This is a genomic window from Lysinibacillus contaminans (assembly GCF_001278945.1).
Classification (GTDB): domain Bacteria; phylum Bacillota; class Bacilli; order Bacillales_A; family Planococcaceae; genus Lysinibacillus; species Lysinibacillus contaminans.
Window position 1 is genome coordinate 77382 of sequence record NZ_LGRV01000007.1, and the last position, 17760, is coordinate 95141.

Annotated in this window: 18 protein-coding genes, 1 other RNA gene and 1 pseudogene; 14 read left to right on the forward strand and 6 right to left on the reverse strand. The window is 33.7% G+C overall.

Annotated elements, in window-relative coordinates; genetic code table 11:
- Window positions 1–965: 965 nt before the first annotated feature.
- From AEA09_RS16650 to AEA09_RS16660, 3 genes are all read left to right on the forward strand, one after another.
- The gene (locus AEA09_RS16650) at window positions 966–2504 is read left to right on the forward strand and encodes a DEAD/DEAH box helicase (protein WP_053585080.1); all 1539 of its coding nucleotides are present in this window, start codon (window positions 966–968) and stop codon (window positions 2502–2504) included.
- Window positions 2505–2575: 71 nt separating this feature from the next.
- Window positions 2576–3355, forward strand: coding sequence for a YqhG family protein (locus AEA09_RS16655; protein WP_053585081.1), 780 nt, complete (start codon window positions 2576–2578; stop codon window positions 3353–3355).
- 117 nt (window positions 3356–3472) lie between these two features.
- The gene (locus AEA09_RS16660; RefSeq protein ID WP_053585082.1) at window positions 3473–4111 is read left to right on the forward strand and encodes a LysE family translocator; all 639 of its coding nucleotides are present in this window, start codon (window positions 3473–3475) and stop codon (window positions 4109–4111) included.
- A gap of 42 nt (window positions 4112–4153) precedes the next feature.
- On the opposite strand, the gene AEA09_RS16665 is transcribed toward AEA09_RS16660, so the two are convergent.
- The 3 genes from AEA09_RS16665 to AEA09_RS16675 all read right to left on the reverse strand — a co-directional run bounded on the left by AEA09_RS16665 (window position 4154) and on the right by AEA09_RS16675 (window position 6079).
- Window positions 4154–4966 (reverse strand): SDR family NAD(P)-dependent oxidoreductase, encoded by an 813-nt coding sequence (locus AEA09_RS16665; protein ID WP_053585083.1) that lies wholly within the window; start codon window positions 4964–4966, stop codon window positions 4154–4156.
- Between the two features lie 364 nt (window positions 4967–5330).
- Window positions 5331–5657, reverse strand: a complete 327-nt coding sequence (locus tag AEA09_RS16670; protein ID WP_053585084.1) for an ArsR/SmtB family transcription factor — start codon at window positions 5655–5657, stop codon at window positions 5331–5333.
- The gene (locus AEA09_RS16675; RefSeq protein ID WP_053585085.1) at window positions 5654–6079 is read right to left on the reverse strand and encodes an SRPBCC family protein; all 426 of its coding nucleotides are present in this window, start codon (window positions 6077–6079) and stop codon (window positions 5654–5656) included. Before AEA09_RS16675 ends, AEA09_RS16670 begins: the two co-directional genes overlap by 4 nt.
- Before the next feature lie 494 nt (window positions 6080–6573).
- On the opposite strand from AEA09_RS16675, the gene AEA09_RS16680 reads away from it, so the two are divergent.
- Entirely contained in the window at window positions 6574–7785 is a 1212-nt protein-coding gene (locus tag AEA09_RS16680; RefSeq protein WP_053585086.1) for a NupC/NupG family nucleoside CNT transporter, read from the forward strand.
- A 272-nt stretch (window positions 7786–8057) separates the two neighbouring features.
- Here the strand turns inward: AEA09_RS16680 and AEA09_RS16685 are convergent, their stop codons facing one another.
- Window positions 8058–8252, reverse strand: a complete 195-nt coding sequence (locus AEA09_RS16685) for a hypothetical protein (protein WP_053585087.1) — start codon at window positions 8250–8252, stop codon at window positions 8058–8060.
- Between the two features lie 422 nt (window positions 8253–8674).
- Between AEA09_RS16685 and AEA09_RS16690 the strand changes: the two genes are divergently transcribed.
- Window positions 8675–9565 carry an acyl-ACP desaturase gene (locus AEA09_RS16690; RefSeq protein WP_053585088.1) on the forward strand — a complete coding sequence of 297 codons (891 nt, stop codon included), beginning with the start codon at window positions 8675–8677 and terminating at the stop codon, window positions 9563–9565.
- A 30-nt stretch (window positions 9566–9595) separates the two neighbouring features.
- Window positions 9596–9850 (forward strand): hypothetical protein, encoded by a 255-nt coding sequence (locus AEA09_RS16695; RefSeq protein ID WP_053585089.1) that lies wholly within the window; start codon window positions 9596–9598, stop codon window positions 9848–9850.
- 294 nt (window positions 9851–10144) lie between these two features.
- Here AEA09_RS16695 and AEA09_RS16700 read toward each other — a convergent pair whose 3' ends face one another.
- Window positions 10145–11380, reverse strand: coding sequence for a chloride channel protein (locus AEA09_RS16700; protein ID WP_053585090.1), 1236 nt, complete (start codon window positions 11378–11380; stop codon window positions 10145–10147).
- A gap of 162 nt (window positions 11381–11542) precedes the next feature.
- On the opposite strand from AEA09_RS16700, the pseudogene AEA09_RS20375 reads away from it, so the two are divergent.
- From AEA09_RS20375 to AEA09_RS16730, 7 genes and pseudogenes are all read left to right on the forward strand, one after another.
- Window positions 11543–11866 (forward strand): annotated as a pseudogene (locus AEA09_RS20375) (transposase); the annotation flags it as partial.
- A gap of 470 nt (window positions 11867–12336) precedes the next feature.
- Window positions 12337–12822, forward strand: coding sequence for an Imm26 family immunity protein (locus tag AEA09_RS16705; RefSeq protein WP_053585091.1), 486 nt, complete (start codon window positions 12337–12339; stop codon window positions 12820–12822).
- A gap of 127 nt (window positions 12823–12949) precedes the next feature.
- Window positions 12950–13465 (forward strand): tubby C-terminal domain-like protein, encoded by a 516-nt coding sequence (locus tag AEA09_RS16710; protein ID WP_053585092.1) that lies wholly within the window; start codon window positions 12950–12952, stop codon window positions 13463–13465.
- A gap of 300 nt (window positions 13466–13765) precedes the next feature.
- Complete coding sequence (locus AEA09_RS16715; protein WP_053585093.1) at window positions 13766–13999, forward strand: YczI family protein; 234 nt, start codon at window positions 13766–13768, stop codon at window positions 13997–13999.
- A 347-nt stretch (window positions 14000–14346) separates the two neighbouring features.
- Window positions 14347–14769, forward strand: a complete 423-nt coding sequence (locus AEA09_RS16720) for a hypothetical protein (protein ID WP_053585094.1) — start codon at window positions 14347–14349, stop codon at window positions 14767–14769.
- A gap of 461 nt (window positions 14770–15230) precedes the next feature.
- Window positions 15231–15788, forward strand: a complete 558-nt coding sequence (locus AEA09_RS16725) for a hypothetical protein (RefSeq protein WP_053585095.1) — start codon at window positions 15231–15233, stop codon at window positions 15786–15788.
- Window positions 15789–15957: 169 nt separating this feature from the next.
- On the forward strand, window positions 15958–16617 hold the full coding sequence (locus tag AEA09_RS16730; RefSeq protein WP_053585451.1) for a DUF3885 domain-containing protein: 660 nt from the start codon (window positions 15958–15960) through the stop codon (window positions 16615–16617).
- A 327-nt stretch (window positions 16618–16944) separates the two neighbouring features.
- Here AEA09_RS16730 and ssrS read toward each other — a convergent pair.
- Window positions 16945–17137: non-coding RNA, 6S RNA (gene ssrS / locus AEA09_RS19700), on the reverse strand.
- A gap of 245 nt (window positions 17138–17382) precedes the next feature.
- Between ssrS and AEA09_RS16735 the strand changes: the two genes are divergently transcribed.
- Entirely contained in the window at window positions 17383–17721 is a 339-nt protein-coding gene (locus tag AEA09_RS16735; RefSeq protein ID WP_053585096.1) for a zinc ribbon domain-containing protein YjdM, read from the forward strand.
- The last annotated feature ends 39 nt before the right edge of the window (window positions 17722–17760 follow it).

Here is a 17760-nt window from a genome sequence, read left to right on the forward strand (position 1 = left end):
TATTTTTCAAACGTTCAAAAGCCCATTTGTCAAAATTGATATACGACTTAAAAATAAATATGTGTCAAAGTAGGCTAAAGACCTAAAATGGCACTTATTTAAAAATATGTCGTATATCAAAATCGACCGTTTGAATAAATTCGAGATTATGTAAGTCACTATTAAAATTGCCTATGATAAAACGAAAATGACCTCGATACATTTTTATTTAAAAATATATCATGAAGAAAAATCCACAAAAAATTTGGCTTTATAATTTTTAGTTGCTCTAATTCTTTAAAGAGATAGTTGGGTCGACGCTTCGTATAAAAGTCTAGTTATATAGGCATTTCAAAGTGTTTATAAAAAATAACACTTTTTCTGCAGCATCTTTTTCACTTATATACAGATGATTCATTCGGAAGAAAAAGGTGATCAGTAATGCATTTTTTAGAGTAAATACATCTCTTTTATAGCCTGTTTCATTTGAAAGGACATATATCTATTGTCCTATCTGTTATATTTCACGGCATGATCAGCGGAGAGAAAGTGGATCTAGTTTGAGTTGTTTTTGTACTTTTTTAAGTGTTTTTCAGTTGTTTTGATAGTGTGGATGGCCATATTATTTGGCGCATACGTATGAATGAAAATATTTTAGTAGAATGCTATAAAGTACCTGAAAATTAATTTGAAAGAGTATATCTTAATTTTGTCCTACACGAAATCTGTACTTATCAGCTGATTACACTCCTGACGGACGTTTTTCATTCCATGTGCTTGTGTAATAGTAGACTTTCTTTTAAAGTCTAGGACATATTTTGGAAATGACCCTTATTTAGATTAATATGTTCAATTCATACATATTCAGAAAACAATGCTAACACTTTTGTTAGGGAATAATAGGATGAAAAAATTTGATAGTAACTCATTAACATAGGTTTGTCTTTTTGGGACAACATAAACGTACGAAATAACTGCATGAGGTGATGATCATGATCATTGAAAGGTCGTCCGAGTGGGAAGAAGGCTTCATAAATAGACTGGAGAATCCCGAAAAGTGGGACAGTTGGACATTATACAAGATGAGTTACGAAATAGTAAAAACAAATTTAATAACCGAATTTTCAGGTTTACAATCTGCTAAATATCTGCCAAATCTAACGCCTTTAACGCATCAATTGGAAGCTGCTAAAACGGTCATCGAAAGGATGAATGGCAAAGCAATTCTTGCAGATGAAGTTGGGCTTGGAAAAACCATTGAAGCGGGTTTGGTTTTGAAAGAATACCTTATAAGAGGTCTTGTGAAAAAAGCATTAATATTGGCTCCAGCTTCTCTTGTTAATCAATGGGTTGAAGAATTGAATCAGAAATTTCACATACCGGCCATTCCTTATAAAAAAAATTACCCAATAGACCGCTACGATATTATTGTAATGAGTATGGATACAGCTAAAAAAAGTCCACATAGAGAGCTTATATATGCTCAAAACTTCGACATATTTATTATTGATGAGGCCCATAAATTAAAAAACCATAAAACGCAAATATACGAGTTTGTTCAGAGTTTAAAGAAAAAGTTTTGCTTGCTGTTAACAGCTACACCAATTCAAAACGATGTATTTGAGCTGTTTTATCTTATATCTCTACTAAAACCAGGTCATTTAGGTAATTACGAGACGTTCCAATCTGCCTTTTCAGCGAGTAAACATGATTTAGAGCACGATGATTACTTGAGAGCTTTGGTGAATCAAGTAATGGTTAGAAATAGAAGAGAAGATACAGGAATTGAATGGACAAATCGTCGTGTCCAAACAATTCCTATCCAATTTACAAAAGAAGAAAGAGAAGTTTACGATTTGCTTGTAGAGCTAAAAAATGTGTCCTCTGTTTTTTCAGGTTCTTTTGCATTGATTACGCTCCAAAAGGAAATGTGTAGTAGCAAGGAAGCTACTTGCTTAACATTAACAAAAATGCGTGAAGACTGTGTTGCACCAGATGAAGTGGAGTATGTGGATCGCATTATTGAAAAATTGATGGCATTAGAAATAAATTCGAAAGCAGAAAAGGTTTTAGAAATTATAGCTCAAGCAAATGATAAGGTTATTATTTTCACTGAATATCGAGCAACTCAAATCTATTTACAGTGGTATCTCCACGTGAAAGGAATTACAAGTGTCCTCTTTAATGGCAAATTTAATAAAAATAAACGTGACTATATGAAGCGTTTATTTAAGGAACAAGCACAAGTATTAATAGCTACAGAGGCCGGTGGAGAAGGGATTAACCTGCAATTTTGTCATCATGTTATAAATTACGATTTACCTTGGAATCCCATGAAATTAGAGCAACGAATTGGACGTGTACATCGATTAGGACAAGAACATGATGTTCATATTTACAATCTAGCCATCGAAAATACTATTGAAAACAATATACTGGAATTACTTAATACCAAAATTGGGGTTTTTGAGAAAGTAGTGGGAGATTTAGACGACATTTTAACAAATTATAAAAAAACGATTTGAAACGAAGGTAGCCAAAGCGGATAATTTTCGCTTAAAAGCAAAGCAATAGGGTACACAAGAGGAGGATATAGATGTATCCACAACAAGTTCATAAATATTTGCAGCAATTTTTCACTGAAAATGACTGTTGTATTTTGGGTGATGATGAGCATTACATCACCGTTCAATTAACGATTGATATGGATAAACGAATTATGAATCGCCCTTTTTATTGGCAATATGTAGAAGCTACGAACGGTGAACCAAGTCCAGCTCAAGTAACATTTATTACGGATCAAAATAGGATTGAAGAGAAAATCATGGGTGAAGTGATACATTTTGGTTCGCCCCGCCTCAATCAACTGTTTCAAGTAACGAAAGAGCTGGGAGCATTTGTACAAATGTTTGAAAAGGTAGATAGGCTTGAAACAAAGTCCTTTTTAACGCCTTGGCTAGGTGTGAATTATAAAGTATCGTATTGTAGCGATCAGACGAAAGAGATGCTTTATTCATTTGGCATTAACTTAATGACAGGTGAGGTCATTGAGGAATTTCAGGAATCATTGAATGATATGGATTTGGTTTCAGTTATATCAGAAGACGCATTCCAGGTGCAATACATCATAAAACCTAATCGAGCCCTTCAACGTTTAGATACAATCGTTGATGATATCATTCAACAAGATGACCATATATGGGCTGAAGAAGCTAACAAGAGATGGCATAGAAGCCAAAGAGTATTAGAGTACTTTTATGAAGGTGTAGAACATAAGCCAGAGTGTTATGAAATTGAGAAGAAGGCATTGGAAGAACAATACGATCCTAAAATAAAAGTTGAAATTATTAATGGTGGATTATTTTATTTAACATGAAAATAAAAGGAGTTAGCTCAGAAAAGTCATTTTGAGTTAACTCCTTTCTGCATTGCCCTAAGTATGATAAAATAATTTAAATAATTTTCTGAATATTCAAGAGGGGGGCCTTTGACAGTGGTGAACATTTCGTTATTTTTAATCATGTGTATTTTGCTCATTATTTTACCCGGGCCTGATACAGCCATTGCAACCAAGAATACACTGACTGTTGGTAGGAAGGGTGGCTTACAAACAATTATAGGATCCTGTTGCGGTCTACTTATTCATACATTAGCTGCGGTAATAGGACTTTCGGCAATTATTGTGAAGTCTGCATACGTATTTGCCATTTTAAAATACGTGGGAGCGGTATACTTGTGCTATTTAGGGATTAAAACTTTATGGGCACTAAAGTCATTAAGCACGGAGCGGGTAGAAGAAAATGATGAGGCTTTACCCGATAATAAATACGATAGTCATTCTTGTTTTAAGCAAGGTTTTTTAACAAATATCACAAATCCTAAAGTTGCTGTATTCTTCCTAACCTTTTTACCTCAATTCGTAGATGGAACAGTTAATACTTTCCTCCCATTTTTAATGATGGGCATAATGTACACAGCTTTAACAGCTATGTGGTTTATTTTTTATGTCTACTTATTGGATAAAATCAGTGCCTTTATGAAAAAGCCGAAAACGAAAACAGTTATTGAAGGACTAACAGGTACAATATTAATTGGATTTGGCATAAAGCTTGCATTAGAAAAAGCCCACTAATTGTGGGCTTTTCTATTTTTAACTATTACAAAAAATAGTTAATTATGCTTTAGCTTGTTGCTCTGCTACCCAATTATTCGTATCTGCGATTGTTGGGTTAGCTAGGTAATGGCCACCTTCAATTTGAAGTGTTTGACCAGTCATGAATTTAGATTCATCAGAAGCTAAGAATACAACGGCATGACCGATATCATCTGCTTCACCGTGGTATGGTAGAGCATTAAATTTCATAAAGATATCTAGCATAGGTTGTGGAATATTAGCTTTAGCAGCTGGTGTTAAAATAAGACCTGGTGCGATTGCATTACAACGGATGTTATCTTTACCGTATTGAGTTGCAATATATTTTGTCATATTAACAACGCCCGCTTTTGTTGCACCATAAGCCGTACGTATTTGGTCACTTGCGAACCCAGCCATTGAAGCTGTGTTAATAATAGAACCGCCTCCCGCTTTTTGCATATGAGGAATAGCATAACGGCTACCAAGTAATACTGATTTTAAGTTCATGTTAACTAAACGATCGAACTCATCTAGATCCATATTCACTACATCTAAATCTTTACGTAGACTAGTTCCACCAACATTATTATATAGAACTGTTATAGTGCCATATTTCTCAACAGTAAATTCAACTGCTGCTTCGATTGTTTTTGCATCTCCAGCATCAAGGAATACTGCTGATGCTTCATAACCTTCTTTTACTAAAGTTTCTGCAACTTCTTTTGCACCTTCGATATTATAGTCTGCAATAACAACTTTTGCGCCTTCTTTTGCTAATAATGTTGCTGCTGATAAACCAATTCCTGATGCGCCACCAGTAACTAGTGCTACTTTATTTTCTACACGTTTCATAAGAAATTCCTCCAATAATATCAGATAAAAGAGTGTGCACTAACAGATGTACATCTTACTCAATTTCATCGTATTCATATTTTCGTCACATTTGATAGTTTAGCACTAAACTATCAATAATTAAATTAAAATGCCCGAATAGAATTTCATTTACTGATAGAAGTAGAAGATGTAATCATTTACGAGAAAAATTCAAACGTATTGAATTAGAAATGATTTTTATTGAGGTTGTTGTAGATTAAATAAGCCCATCAATAATAGACCAAAAAAAAAAGCTCCACGATTTTTGCTATGCAAGCTACCGAGGAGTTCAAAAGAATAAGACATAATGTTTATGGACAGCCATAAATGAAGGGATACGCATTTATTGAGTATCTTGATCGAAAATCTGTTGTAACTTTACCAATTTATTATCCCAAAACAGGTCAAAGTATTGTAACCAGTCTTCGATTTCCTTCAGGCGCTCAGCGTGAAGTGTGTAGATTTTCTCGCGACCACTTTTTTTCGCAGATACAAGTTTGACTTCTTCTAAAACTTTCAAATGCTTTACGATAGCTGTACGACTAATGGGGAAATGCTCAGAAATCGCGGTGATTGGTTTGTCATTTGCAGCAAGAAGCTCCAATACACGACGTCTTGTAGGATCGGCTAATGCTTGAAAAACATCTTGCTTTTCAGCGGATTGATTCACTCTGCTTCGACAGCCTCTTTTAATTTTTGTCCGATGATCATCGACCAGCCACCGTCCATATTTTTATGGACATCTTTAACAGACATTTTAGCTTTCGGTACAATGTGCGAAGCGTCTTTCCAACCACCATGTGTTAACGTAAACTCGGTTTTTTCCCCTACTTCCTTTAGCTCAAATGTCACAAACCAACCATCTGTATCCCAAGCAAATCGTACAAAGTTTGGTGCATCTACTTGTTCAACTTTACAAGGTGAGGGTCCAAATGGTGATTGTATTGTAAATTCGTGTCCTACCATAGGCTTAAAATCATTTGGCATTAACCACAATGCTAGTTGCTCCGCTTCGGTAACTCTCTCCCACACCTTTTCAATTGGTGCATTTAACGTAATTGTTTTTACGATATTTTGTAATTTTTCAGTCATGTAAAAACTCCTTTTTAAAAAGTATAACCCTTAGGTGTCATAATTATGTAACACCTAAGGGTTATATGTCAAGATTGGAATGGGGATAGATTTTAATTTGGAAGCTCCATAATAATAAATCGGGTTTTATTGCATAAAAGTTCTAACGATGAGCGGTTTCTTTGTAGATGTCTGTAGATGTTTTGCACCATATTGAATTACCTAATACTTAAAATGTAATTGATATAAAAAATTATCGTATTCTTTTCATGATTATGTAATTACTTTTCTAATTTGGGGTAAAACTAAGCGCAGTCAGTATGTAACAAGAAAAATGATTTTTCAATAAATATGGACAAGTTATGTAACTAAAAAATAGGAATCATTATTCATTTTACAACTTCATGGCTTTTTGTTAAAATCCATTTTTGAAAAGTCTGTCGTCAGACATCTATAAGTTGTCTTTATAAAAGGAAACGTTTTCATCACAATAAAACATTAAGAAGGTGTCTATTATGAACGTACTATGGGGAATATTCGGTATACTTATTGTTTTAGGTATTGCTTTTCTTTTATCAAGTGCTAAAAAGTCGATTAAGTGGCAAACCATTTTAGCTGGATTAACTATTCAAATTTTGTTTGCTTTTATCGTTTTAAAATGGGAAACCGGTCGTCAGGCGCTTCTCGCTCTGTCCAACGGTGTGCAAAATTTAATTTCATATGCGAATGAGGGGATTTCGTTCTTATTTGGTCCTTTAGCAGATTCGGACAATTTTGGGACGATTTTTGCGATTTCAGTGTTAACCGTTATCATTTTCTTTTCTGCCCTTATTTCAGTGTTATATTATTTAGGTATTATGCAGTTCTTTATTCGTATCATTGGGGGAGGACTTTCAAAGATTCTTGGGACAAGTAAGGCAGAATCAGTTTCTGCGGCAGCTAACATTTTTGTTGGGCAGACAGAAGCGCCTCTTGTTATTCGCCCATTTATTGCTAAAATGACCAAATCCGAGCTGTTTGCTGTTATGACAGGAGGCCTCGCATCAGTCTCTGGTTCGGTTTTAGTGGGATATGCATTGTTAGGTGTACCCCTAGAATATTTACTTGCAGCAAGTTTCATGGCGGCCCCTGCAGGGTTGGTTTTAGCTAAATTGATGATACCGGAAACGGAAACTGTGGACGAAGATAACTTTGAGTTAGAAAAAGATGAGTCTTCTGCAAATGTGGTTGATGCAGCTGCACGCGGAGCAAGTGATGGCATGAAGCTTGCAGTAAACGTTGGAGCGATGTTACTTGCTTTTATTGGTATTATTGCGCTGCTTAACGGGCTACTGGGTGGTTTAGGAAATATCTTTGGATTTGAAGGATTAACAATTCAAGGCATTTTAGGTGTAATATTTTCACCATTGGCATTTGCTATTGGTGTACCATGGTCGGAAGCAATTCAAGCTGGTTCCTTTATCGGACAAAAGCTTGTGTTGAATGAGTTTGTTGCGTATTCAGCATTCGCTCCAGTTATTCCAGATTTATCTAGTAAAACTGTTATTATAGTCAGCTTCGCGTTATGTGGGTTTGCAAATTTAAGTTCGATGGCGATTTTACTAGGTGGCTTAGGATCATTGGCACCAAGTCGCCGAAATGATATTGCTCGTCTAGGATTTAGAGCTGTTGCTGCCGGAATGTTAGCATCCTTATTAAGCGCGGCGATTGCAGGCATGTTTATTTAATTCCTTTTCAGGAGGCGCTCAAATCCTCGCTGAATAGGTTTAATCTTATACGACATCTAAACAGAAGTTCGATTTTACTAAATTGTATTTGTATAGATGGTTGTTATTCAACTAACTCCTTTAGATAAACAAGTTATAAATTGAAAAGAAGAAAATAATTTAAAAAAGCATTCAGGGAATTGCCCTTGAATGCTTTTTTAATTTTTATTTAGAGTGAATTTCCTGAACGCATTCAATCTGTTAGCCAGACTTCACTACATAGGGATGTGTGCTTAGACACCCATTTTTCTACGAGTATTGCTTGTTTTTTTCGCTTGCTGACTTTTCATTTTTTTTGTTGAAAGGTCGGCATTCTTATTGCCTTTATTAGCAGATGACTGATTCTTTTTATTTTCAAGTTGCTTCTTCACAGCCTCTTGCAGGCTGATTTTCTTTTTTGGTGCTTCGGTTTGATTATTCTCGGTCATTGGAAATTCCTCCTTTTTAAATATGATAGTTAGTCCAGTATAATCTATTTCTTCTTATTTGTGAAACATTGCACTTAAAAGGGACTATTGCAATAATTCCAATTTTTGAATAGCAGCAAGTATTGCGATACTTAAATAGTTTTTTATTATGCAACAGGGCCCCTGTCAATACTGCAATAAACTTTCAGTGTTTTTTTCTATATGACTTTTGAATCTTGTACCTGACTCTAATATAAGTGTTTTTTGGAGCAGACGGATCCCTCGATACTCTTGCGACTTGCCCGCGGAAAAGGAGTGTTATTTGTCTGCAAGTACAGATCCTGTTATAGAGCCTATCTTTTATCATGCAAATAAATTATAATTATTAAGAAAATTCTAATTATTTTAAGTTGGACAGTAAATAATTTTAAGGAGAGAAAATAATGTTAAATTCCGATTTAGATATACGTTTAGAACCGCGTATTAAAGAATTATATCAATTACATAAGGAACGTTCTGCAAATATTGACTGGAGTTATCACGAATTTATTCCATGGGACAAGGCCATGTCATTTAAACGAGTTCCTTGGGATGAGAGTCAAGTAACTCTTCCAGAAGGCGTAATTGTTGCGATAGAAACAGCATTACTTACAGAAGCAAATTTACCTTGGTATACTTCGCATTTGGATTATACATTTAAAAATTCAATGGAAGTTATAAATGATTTTGTCCATACTTGGACGGCTGAAGAAGACCAACACTCTAATTTGCTTGAAACGTATTTATTGGTGACACGAAACGTAAATCCCAAAAGATTGCACGAATTAAGAAAACGAATAGTTGAAAACGGTTGGTTTCCAGACTTCACTAACCCTCTAGCGACAATGGCCTATACTTCATTGCAAGAGTTAGGTACACTCGTTTTTTATAATAATGTAGCGAAGATAGCGGGTCAGTACGACAAAGATTTAGCAACATTACTTCGACGTTTAGCGAAAGACGAAGCACTTCATTATGCATTCTACCGCGACACAGTGAAAGCGCATCTTGAACTTGATCCGAATTTCATTGTTTTTTTTGAGAATGTAATTATTAATTTCTCTATGCCAGGTGCAGTTATGCCAGACTTTAACGAAAGAATGAAAACCATTGCAATCGATACGAATTATGGACCACTACAATACTTTGACCAAGTACTAGATGTAGTTGTTAAATATTGGGATATAGAAAACTTACAGCCTACTAGCGAAGAGGCCAAACAGTCACAAGCGAATATCATGAAATATCATGGGCGTCTAAAAAGAATTAAAGATCGCCAACTAGCAAAAAAATAAAAGGTGTATGTATGAAAGGGTTTTTTTATAATGAAAACAACTTGTGAATTATGTGAAAAAGAAACGAAAAATAAAATAAGTTATTTAGAACTTGAAACGTGGGAATTTGATTTTTTAGAGAAAGAGAAAAAAGATTTTCACTCTATTTGTTTCAATTGTTTTGACAAACATACCAATAATTTCATTGATAAAGAAGTAGATCTTGAATTGAGAAAAAAACGTGCTCTTTCGGTGAATAAAGAAATCCAAGAAGAAATCGATGCTATTCTTGAAATTGAAAATTAATTATTCAACTATAAACTCGATAAGGTACTTGATATAGAAATGTCACATCAAGACCAAGAGTACTCCATAAAGGGCTATATAAGAGAGCAGAGCGATGAAAATAGATTGAGCAACAGAAAAACAGAGTTAATCTACATATAGGTAGAAACTAACTCTGTTTTTTTATATTTCGTAAACTGGATATTAAACTAATGCACCTGTTAGCTTAAGTACTGTTCTTCACAAACATTTAACTTCTTTATATGAAAAAAGGAACAAAGGAACTACCGGTTTTATTGATAATCCTTACAAAAATTAAGCAGTTATTTTTTGTGGGGATTTGTCACTCATTTTACTAAACAAAATAAATAAAGCCACAATAATTAATATAACCGGAGTTAACTCTTTTGGGAAAAACAGTATGAGAAACAGTCCTACTAATAAAGGTGACTTTAAAATAGCAATCGAAGCACTGCTAGCTATAATTGCTACAATAAAGAGCGTATCTAGTTGTGGAAAAAAAGATGCGATAGCGTAGCCCTGTAAAATAGAAGCAAATATCACTGGGAAAATATTACCTCCTATCCAACCTGACTTTAAACAAAACTCCATAAAAATCAGTTTTAAAATAGAACCCAAAAATAAAGTAGCAATTGAAAGAGTCGGTACTAAATTAGGTAAATGTTGCATAGAATGTTGGCCGGAAAAAAGCAAATTAGGAGCGATTAAAGACATTAAACCAATGCCAATACCACCGATAACAGCACTTAAAATAATTTTATTGTTTATTTTAGAAAATAATTTATTCATTACTCTTTCCAATAGTTTATAAAGTTTGCTAAACAAAATACCAAACAAAACTAAAGGAATAAAAAGAAACAATTCATCCAACCCCCAACTAGTTTCCCCTAACTTTATCGCAAGAGGGGGTTGTTCTGATATTTTAATAAAAAACGTAAAGGTAACAATACCGTTAACGATAAATAACATATATAATAATTTCTTGAAAAAAAGCAGTTTTTTATCTTTAGGGGCCTGATCAGGATTGTAGGGAACACGGTAGTTATGAGGTAAAGCTAAGTTTTTTATTCTGATGAACCAAGATTCCTTTTTCCACTCGTCGTAGGAATAATAAATGTAACGCATTTTATCAGCTTGCCATACGGATAGCGCAATAACAGAACTTAATATGGCTGCTTCAGGACCTACACCCGCACCAAAGATTAAAACTAAAAAAGCAATAAAAAAATTTACAAATACATATGAATAGTCCATTCTTTGCGTTGTTTTTAATTCAACAATAGAATCATGAGCTATTTTCGGAAGATTTCCCCATTTATATCTACTAACACCTACTAAAACACCACCGAAAATACATAAAATTAATGGATAAATGGCAGGTGTATTTAATTGATTGGGTATGTCAGTCCATATAATATCTGTCACTCCATTAACTAAAATTAAAAAAACAGAAGATATAACACCGATTATCCCACTTAGTATTAAACCATAAACAAATAATCCGATTATTTTAAAATACTTCTCAGTCAAATTAAAATTCCCCACTTTTTATTTGTATTTTAAGACTTTCTCTTTTTGCATTAAGAAGAGGGCAAAATATTTTGTGTAAATGGAATAGATGACAAAAAAAGGAAGACCTTTTCTTGGTAGAATTAAGACACTACAACCAATCCTATAAAAGAGGTTTTCCTTATTAATCAGTTTACAAACAAGGTATTACCGAAGTTTTTTCGTACGCAATTAGAAACAACCGTGAATACGTTGCTGGTGACAGCACTAACAGCATTTTTAGATAACGAAAAATATGATCGAATTGGCTTCAACTCAGATAACTCGTGGAATAGCTTGTATTGGTACACGGTGCACACCGAGTAAGGTGATTTAAACATCCAGATTCTACGCGATCGAAACGGCGAGTTCAAGCCACAGACCGTCGCACCCTATAAACGCTTAAATGCCACGTTAGAATCAAGGGTTATTCATCTCTTTCAAAAAGAAATTACAATGCCAAAAATGATCGCCTTTTGACAATAGCCTTTGTTAAAAAAATCAGGTACATTTGGTAACTGAAAAGTAGAGAGTATTAGAAACATCGATCAACTTGTTTTTAAAAATTATGATGTCATTTGAAAAGTTAAGCATTCTCCCAACAAAAAAATCTCTCATAGTTTTCACTATGAGAGAAATGCTTCAAAGCCTTAAGGCTCTAAGTTCAAAGGTAAAAGCTGCGTATGCCGTATGTCTTATAGAAAGTTTTAAACCACCACTCCTCAAAAAATGAATTTGCGAAAATGTAGCAAAATAAGTTTTCTGCGTCTATTTTTTGTCTGTAAAGCCCCTAAATTCTATGGATTCTCTATATTTTTCCCCACTCAATTTTTATTTAAAGCTATCTTCTTAATGATTGTTGCTATTCAACTAACTAAGCAGGTTAGCTGAACAAGAAGCGTGCTATAATGTGAAAAAAATGATATTGGAGCAATGATTTGAAGATTAACTATCCTTTTAAACCAAAGTCAAATAAAGAATTGATCCCTAGGCAATTTTGGGCGATTCCTTTACCTAACGGAAATTTTGCTTGTGGCAGAGTTGTACAAGTAACAGGGAAATATAGTGCAGTCCCAACAAAAACTTTTCTCGCAGGATTAATGGATTGGTCAGACAGTGTGCCCCCTACGTTAGAATCAATTGCAGGAACAAAGACTATAATACAAGGAGTAGCACATATTAATTGTATTTACGAAACTGGGTTAGACGGAATGATAAGCGGGTACCGTCCATTGGAATTAGACTCTATTGAACCTAATTATTTTCGTTCGCAAATTGGCTATCAACCCGAATATTGTAAATTAATGAGGGGGTTGGAAGAAGTAAGACCTATTACAAAAGCGGAGTGCGGTAAATATTCTACTCTTGGAATATGGGGTACGGATTACATAAGACAAGTTGCAGAATCAAAGCTATTCAACTAATGGGGAGCGATTGTTCAATTAGAGCAGTCGCTTCTTGTGCTAACGGGGCAGATTAGTTGAATAAGTTTGTCAAAGAAAATTAATATTAATTGTATTATTTATGAGAGATAATCAAGGAGAGGAATCAATGCAGATTTATTCATATAGCATCCCAGAATCAGATTCTTTTTACACAAGAATTCCTATTTATAACGAGGATGAAAAAATTATAAGCATCATCAAGAAAAATCGTCATCGTATTCTAACACAACTATTTCATATGCTTCTGCAATCAGGGATGCCACACTGCTATAAAGCTATTTCAATTGATAATAGTCCAATATATGAAATCGACTGCGTATTTACAGGTGTTCGTTATACTCTTCATAGTTACAATGCAATGAATAAAATTTCAATTAAGCAAAATCGAGTACAATTAATTGAAAAGATGCAAACCTTTATGATCAACGGGAACGTGTACCAATTTGAGAAAGATTACTCTTGGTCAGGAACTTTAAAGTTAAATGGTGAAAAAATTGCTTTCATTATAAATTTAGATCATACAAATATAAATTTAACGAAGCGTATCCGCATTGAAGCAATCAATGATGATATAGCATCGCTAATAGCAATAATGTATCAGACATTTGTATATCCACAGTAAAGCAATCAATGATGATGGCAGATCTCTAATTTTAATAATCTATTAAACATTTGTATATTAAAAATGTTTGATATAAAACCGTTTAATACTTAAACTAACGGAGGCTTTTGTGGAATAAGGATATTTAAAATAATCTGTCTTTTTTTGGGTCTCGTCAGATTTATGCGGATTTACAAAGTTAAGGAAAAAATTGTTACCAAACGGCGCTTTGGGAAGGTTATACTTAAGATTGTTTCGTAATAATAATGTCATTTAAAATTGCCACGTAAATGTAATTTTAAGCCACAGGGGGTGGACGTATTGCTAAAAATACTAAGGGTCGTATTATCCATCACTGTTTTAACTTTAGCGGGGTATGGTTTGATATCTGGGAATCACGAGTTAATTCCATATATGATGTTTTTTATGGGGGCAATGTTTTTGGTTATGGGCATAGCCGAAATCAAGGAAATGCGGAAGCGAATGGGTATTTTTAATATTTTTGTTTCCATATTTGTTTTTTATGTTTTTTTGGAAAAGTTATTATTAAATTAAAGAGCGTGATTGTTGCATACGCTTCACTTTTCTTCTTCAACTAATGGTACTTTTGTGAAACAAGGATTTATAAAGTATACTAAATAAAATTAAATAACGTTCCCAAATGAAAGCTTGATAATATTTCAAACAGCTACAAACACTGTTAAATCAGTGTTTGTAGCTGTTTTCATTAGAAAATAATACTCTGAGACGCTGCGAGAAATCATTTTAAAGCGGACTGTTCGATCCACTTGTTCTGAATGGCGATAACATATAAATAGGTGCATTTTTTCTTCAACGACGCTGGTTAATTCAACAAGAAAAGAATATCCAATTTATGCTAAAATAATAAGTGAGGTGAGGAAATGAATATTGAGGAAGAAATCAGACAATTAAAATACCAAATTAAACTACTTAAATATATGGTTAATGACGATGAATTCCCCTTTTTTATGTATGCTTTAAACTTTGAATTTGAGGAAACTCAAGTCAAAGCTTTATTGAAGATAATATCTGCTTTTGATTACCGTCTAAAGAATAATTACCATGATTATCATGAATTAAACAAAGATGATGAAGCATTAAAAACGTTATTAAAAACCTATCATATCGACATCTACGAAATATACAAAACTGAGTTACCAACTATCACAGAGTTCAAACATTACTTGAACTGTATCTTTGCTGATAAAGAAATAAATGCAAAACACGTTATTTCGAGTTTAAAAGGACAATCAATATATAAGGAACTATGTGATTATCTATTGAATCAATTAGAAGGACTTTAACAAAGTTATGTTATTCAACGGGGGACTTTAGTGTAACAAGGTTTTATAACGTATACATAACTAAACCTAATAACGTTCCCAAATCGAAGTTTGGAAACAGACTTAAAGGACACGAATGTTGTGATATCAACGTTTCGTGGCTTTTCTTATGAACATTAATTATGCGTTGTTTTATGCACTTTTGTTAAAAGTCAGTCATAGCAAAGGTTTTTAAGCATTCGAAGTAATGTTGCACCATCGACTTTGATGAATAAAATCGTGTATAAAAATTGAAGTCTTATCGTTATAAATTCGCATAAATCTGACGAGTCCCCTTATTGTACTAACGAGGGCTTTACTTGAAGATCACTGAGTTGCATATATAGTTCTTTTTTCTTTACTGAACTAACGGTGAAGGATAGTAGAAGAAGGAATTAATGTAACTGAACAGGACACACTAAACCTAAATATAATTTAGGGTGATGAAATTGAATAAAAGTTTTCCTCTTCTATTGGTTTTATTTAGTATATTTATTTGTGGGTTGTATTACGGAACAGTAAATGCAAATCCGAACGACACTCCACCTTCTTTTGAGGAAGGGTTCACAGAAGTTGGGTATAAATCTGTAAAAGCAGCAGTAAAGGAATTTGAAAATCATTTTAAATGTGATGTAAAGTTGCCCGAAATGTTGCCTTCAATTTCTTTCACACATCAATTTGGAAGGTTTTTTGAAGATAAGAACTTTAATGTGAATGATTCCTTAGAAATTAGGTTTGTTAATAAAGATATAAGAGAAAATATTTTTAAAATTGACATTCGTCCTTCAAAAAATAAATTGAACTTCGAAAATAAACTGAACTTAAATGGTAAGGAGTATACACTTCAAGATGGTACCAAAGGTATTTATTTTGAAGACCGATTATTTAATTTTATTGTCTTTGAAAAGAATAATTTGCAATATATGTTTGGTATTTATAATAAAGTAGCAAATACAGAAACACCTGACACATTAGTCCGAATAGCTAATTCAATTGACTAACTTCTTCAGTTAAAGTCCATTAGTTGTCTTCTTCTTCAATTAACGGGGGCGTTAATTAAAGATCGTTGAGTTGCTTTGGCAGCTCTTTTTTCTTTATTAAACCAACGGGGCAGGTTAGTTCAATAATGGTATTATTAAAGAACAATAGAAAGAAATGGAGTGAACGATGATAGATTTAGGTCAATATTTAAATAATGCTTTTCCAGGACTTACTTTGGTACCTAGTCTTTATCATCAATGGGATATAGGTATTCACTTTGAATTAGGGGGTGAGATGTATCAATTTAGAGATGATGGTAGTCTGAATCTTGAAAAGTTTGACTGCGTATACAGTCAAGCGTTGTCTATATTTAACGAACTTTTTTCTGATTTGGATGAAATTTTTCTTGTTACGAATGTTTATCGGCACAAGTCTGATGAAATCAAGCAAAAGCGAATAAAGGTTTATGATCGCAATATAAAAAATAAAGATTTAAAACTCCATTTAAAGCAAGAAACCTTACCATACGTATTTGATCATGAAGGAGCGGACGATTTTTATACATCTCGATTTTCCTTAAAGTGTTGCAAACAAGATTTTAATTACCCATTACTTATTAAAGCAGCGTGCAATGAGGATTTCCCCTTGAAACCAAAATTCAGTACAGCTTCAGACTATCCAGATGTGTTTTTTATAAATATCACTAAAAATGTAATTTTTTTTATTTATGATGATAGAGGATGCGAGATCATCGCAACTAATAAGGAAACGATATATCCTTTATATGAAAAATACGGCGATTGGTTTGATGAATACTCACGAGAAGAGATTGTTAAACGTTTTAAATAAGAGTGTCATTATGTAATTCTCACTTGTCCTAAGAAAAAGTTTTCATACGTCTTGTTGAACTATGGGGCCTTTAGTTGAATAAGATAGCAAAATCAGAAGCTCCAACCATCTCCATATTTAAAAATACTGTTAATGCATTTATATCTTAAGAAAATATATATTTTCTGTTTGGGTGCAGAGATACTTATTTTTATTTTTGGTAAGCTTAACTCATCAGGAATAGAAATTAATGAAAGTGATTGCGACAAACCTGAAAAACTACACAAAAAACACTCTCACCAATTCAGGTAAGAGTGCTCTATATACATTGCTATTAAAGGCTATGTAGTAAAAGCCGCGTATGCCGTATGTCTTATAGAAAGTTTTAAACCACCACTCCTCAAAGTGGGTGTTCGCAGAAGTTATCCTGCATATCCTCATGCACCATGGTGTGAGGCCCGTCATTCCAACTCCAATAGTAAAACTCCCTTTTACAGCTTAAAGGTTAAAACTTAATATTATACGAACAATGCAGCCTTTAATGATATGATACGGTATGTCTTTTGAAGTTGCAAGTAAGTAGGTTTTAGAAAAAAAGTCAATGGGCGAGCATTGGAAATTGCGAAATTCTTGAAGAGAAATTGCGATGAGAATGCGATTAGTTTCATACATTTTTCACAAGCACGAACAAAAAATACGAACAACCTTTGCGAAAATGAGTAGAGTATGTAAAGATAGGTGCATATATGGATTTTACCCAATAAAAAAGTAAGGGAGGAAGCGGAAATGGCAGCATATCCTAATTGCCCAAAATGTAATTCTGAATATACGTATGAAGATGGTGCGAACTTTGTGTGCCCAGAATGTGCTCATGAGTGGAGTGCAGATGCAACTGAAGAAGTGTCTGATGCATTAGTTGTTAAAGATGTAAACGGAAATCTTTTAGCGGATGGCGATTCAGTAACAGTAATTAAAGATTTAAAAGTAAAAGGTAGTTCATCGACATTGAAAATTGGTACAAAGGTGAAGAGCATTCGACTAGTTGAGGGTGATCACAACATTGATTGTAAAATTGATGGTTTTGGTGCGATGAAACTAAAATCAGAATTCGTAAAAAAAGCATAACCAATTATTGCAAAAGAGTCGCTGCCTGCGACTCTTTTT

Bases quoted from the DNA above. Each gene is read 5' to 3' on its own strand.
- AEA09_RS16650 (WP_053585080.1), top strand. From the start codon at position 966: ATGATCATGATCATTGAAAGGTCGTCCGAGTGGGAAGAAGGCTTCATA.
- AEA09_RS16655 (WP_053585081.1), top strand. From the start codon at position 2,576: ATGTATCCACAACAAGTTCATAAATATTTGCAGCAATTTTTCACTGAA.
- AEA09_RS16665 (WP_053585083.1), bottom strand. From the start codon at position 4,966: ATGAAACGTGTAGAAAATAAAGTAGCACTAGTTACTGGTGGCGCATCA.
- AEA09_RS16675 (WP_053585085.1), bottom strand. From the start codon at position 6,079: ATGACTGAAAAATTACAAAATATCGTAAAAACAATTACGTTAAATGCA.
- AEA09_RS16680 (WP_053585086.1), top strand. From the start codon at position 6,574: ATGAACGTACTATGGGGAATATTCGGTATACTTATTGTTTTAGGTATT.
- AEA09_RS16685 (WP_053585087.1), bottom strand. From the start codon at position 8,252: ATGACCGAGAATAATCAAACCGAAGCACCAAAAAAGAAAATCAGCCTG.
- AEA09_RS16690 (WP_053585088.1), top strand. From the start codon at position 8,675: ATGTTAAATTCCGATTTAGATATACGTTTAGAACCGCGTATTAAAGAA.
- AEA09_RS16695 (WP_053585089.1), top strand. From the start codon at position 9,596: ATGAAAACAACTTGTGAATTATGTGAAAAAGAAACGAAAAATAAAATA.
- AEA09_RS16710 (WP_053585092.1), top strand. From the start codon at position 12,950: ATGCAGATTTATTCATATAGCATCCCAGAATCAGATTCTTTTTACACA.
- AEA09_RS16720 (WP_053585094.1), top strand. From the start codon at position 14,347: ATGAATATTGAGGAAGAAATCAGACAATTAAAATACCAAATTAAACTA.
- AEA09_RS16725 (WP_053585095.1), top strand. From the start codon at position 15,231: ATGAAATTGAATAAAAGTTTTCCTCTTCTATTGGTTTTATTTAGTATA.
- AEA09_RS16735 (WP_053585096.1), top strand. From the start codon at position 17,383: ATGGCAGCATATCCTAATTGCCCAAAATGTAATTCTGAATATACGTAT.